Below are 2,798 nucleotides of genomic sequence, written 5' to 3' on the forward strand. Positions count from 1 at the left end.
CTCATAATGCTGTCTTTCGCCTTCCGTTGATTTCTTTGGTAAAATAAGGGTGTGTTTATTTATATATATGAACGGAGGAACATTTAAATGAAAGTATTAGTTGCAGATGATGATAAAGAAATTGTAGAACTATTAAGTATTTATTTGCATAATGAAGGCTATGAAGTCGTAAAAGCATACGATGGCAAAGAAGCCTTGAGTAAACTTCGAACCACAAATGATATTGATTTACTTCTATTAGATATTATGATGCCTGTTATGGATGGTATGCAAGTCGTAAAAGAGTTAAGAAAAGAATCGCAAATTCCAATTATTATGTTGACGGCTAAGACAACAGATATGGATAAAATCAAGGGATTAGTTGCTGGTGCGGATGATTATGTAACAAAACCATTCAATCCTTTAGAAGTCATGGCTAGAGTTAAGTCTTTATTACGCCGGACGAAGATGCATGTTGCTGAAGATCAACCAGATATTCTTGAGATTCAATCACTGATCATTAACAAAGATTCTCATGAAGTCAAAACAGTAGATGGAAAAGAAATCCAATTAACTGCTTTAGAGTTTGGCATTCTATACTTATTAGCTAGTCATCCGAATCGTGTTTTCAGCGCCGATGAAATTTTCGAACGAGTGTGGAAACAAGAAAGTATCGTCTCAGCGAAAACGGTCATGGTTCATGTCAGTCACTTGCGTGATAAGATCGAAGAAGCGACTGATGGTGAAAAAGTGATCCAAACCGTATGGGGTGTGGGTTATAAAATAGATGCAAAATAAACTAGAAAAGAAAAAACGTGTCACCCTTACTTCAAAAGAAGTCAGTGAGTTAATCGCTGAAGGAATCGTTACCGTAATCTTATTGCTTCTATTAAATGTTGCAATTATGGTGCTTTTTACTCAGATGTTAAATAATTCACCGGATCTAACTGATGCAATCTATCGTTCAAAAGATATTTTCGCTAATAATCTTGGTAGTGACATCTTTTGGAGTGGACGCAATTTTGTTATTCCTCTTTTCATCATCATTGATGTGCTGATTGTCTTTTGGCGATTGATTAGACGTTATCGTCAAATGCAGTTACGACACATCATTAATGAGCTACATTATATCGCTAATGGAAATTATGATTACCGAATCCCCTTTGAATTACGTGGGGATCTTAGCAAAGTTGTCGACAGTATAAATGGTTTAGTAGATAGTACGGTTGCAGCTATAGAAGATGAACGAGAAATTGAAAAGTCGAAAGATGAACTGATTACAAATGTCAGCCATGACATTCGCACACCGTTAACTTCTATTATTGGTTATCTCGGTTTGATCGAAGACGGTCAATATCAAAATAATGATGAGATTCTTAAATACACAAGTATCGCATACAAAAAAGCCAAACAAATGAAATCTTTAGTTGAGGACTTGTTTGAATATTCAAAGGTTCGACAACCTTCTGTTCCTGTTAATACCGTCTCTTTTGATATGGTACAATTATTGGAACAATTAGCTGCTGACTTTGAATTAGAAGCAAAAAAGAAAAACATTCAAATTCAAGTTGAAACAAAAGAAAACCAACTGATAATGGATGGCGATACAGAAAAGCTCGTTCGCGTCTTTAACAATTTAATTACAAATGCGTTAAAATACGGGACTGAGGCCAACAAGATTGTTATCGAGATTGAAAAGGCGAAAAATGAAGCAGTCGTTACTGTCAAAAATAATGGGATACCGATTCCTAGAGAAGCTCTGGATCAATTATTCGATCGTTTCTATCGTGTTGACGGCTCTCGCTCTCAAGAAATCAGCGGAACTGGATTAGGTTTGGCTATTGCCCAAAATATTGTTAATCTTCATGGTGGTTATATCTATGCGCAATCAAATGATGATTGGACTTCTTTTATCATTCACTTGCCGCTTTATAAGAACCAAGTGAAGCCTATTTCAGATAATCATTGACTTTAAAATTTTGATTGCTTATACTGATCTCAATAAGATATGCAGGAAACCAAGTACATGGGTTTGTTTTTTTAGAGAGTTGATGGCTGGTGAAAATCAACAAAACAGCTTATGGAAATCCAGTTTCACGATCTGTGTTTTTTGAAAGAAAAACCGTGTGACGTCGATATCCGTCTTTCAAGTGCAGCGTATGCTGAATTTGGGTGGTACCGCGAAATTCAACACCTTTTCGTCCCTATTAAAGGGAGGAAAAGGTGTTTTTTTATTTTAAAGGAGGAAAAATAATGCTAGACGTAAAAATGATTCGAAACAACTTTGCAGAAGTAAATGAAAAATTAGCAACTCGAGGCGTAAAAGAGGAAGTATTGAAACGTTTCTTAGATTTGGATGAACAACGTCGACAACTACTAGTAAAAACAGAAGAATTAAAAAAATATCGAAATGACGTTTCAAATGAAATCGCAAAATTGAAACGCGAAAAAAATGATGCAGCTGATAAAATTGCAGAAATGAAAGAAGTTGGTGTAAAAATCAAAGATTTCGATACTCAAGTAGACGAGATTGATACACAATTAACAGAAATAACAACAACTTTACCTAATCTACCGCATGACTCTGTACCAATCGGTGAAGATGAAGATGACAACATAGAAGTTCGTCGTTGGAGCGCCCCTCGTCAATTCTCTTTTGAACCAAAACCTCATTGGGAGGTCGCAGAAAATCTGGATATCTTAGATTTTGAACGCGGCGCAAAAGTGTCAGGTAGCCGTTTTGTTTATTACAAAGGTTTAGGGGCGAGATTAGAACGTGCGGTTTACAATTTTATGTTAGATGAACATGTTTATGAACA

2 protein-coding genes, 1 pseudogene and 1 other annotated feature are annotated in these 2,798 nt (G+C 35.7%); all 3 genes and pseudogenes read left to right on the forward strand.

Features of this window, described 5'->3' with window-relative positions; genetic code table 11:
* Nucleotides 1-87: 87 nt before the first annotated feature.
* Nucleotides 88-777 carry a response regulator transcription factor gene (locus tag A5875_RS12930; RefSeq protein ID WP_010742532.1) on the forward strand — a complete coding sequence of 230 codons (690 nt, stop codon included), beginning with the start codon at nt 88-90 and terminating at the stop codon, nt 775-777.
* Entirely contained in the window at nt 767-1,948 is a 1,182-nt protein-coding gene (locus tag A5875_RS12935; RefSeq protein ID WP_088933977.1) for a sensor histidine kinase, read from the forward strand. The genes A5875_RS12930 and A5875_RS12935 overlap by 11 nt, the downstream gene beginning before the upstream one ends.
* A gap of 30 nt (nt 1,949-1,978) precedes the next feature.
* Nucleotides 1,979-2,188, forward strand: a binding site (T-box leader).
* Nucleotides 2,189-2,232: 44 nt separating this feature from the next.
* A pseudogene (locus A5875_RS12940) lies at nt 2,233-2,798 on the forward strand (serine--tRNA ligase); the annotation flags it as partial.

Origin of the sequence: Enterococcus sp. 3H8_DIV0648, assembly GCF_002140655.1 — a bacterium.
Taxonomy (GTDB): domain Bacteria; phylum Bacillota; class Bacilli; order Lactobacillales; family Enterococcaceae; genus Enterococcus_A; species Enterococcus_A hulanensis.

Excerpts from the sequence above, each read along its gene's own strand:
- A5875_RS12935 (WP_088933977.1), top strand. The coding sequence starts at position 767 with ATGCAAAATAAACTAGAAAAGAAAAAACGTGTCACCCTTACTTCAAAA.
- A5875_RS12930 (WP_010742532.1), top strand. The coding sequence starts at position 88 with ATGAAAGTATTAGTTGCAGATGATGATAAAGAAATTGTAGAACTATTA.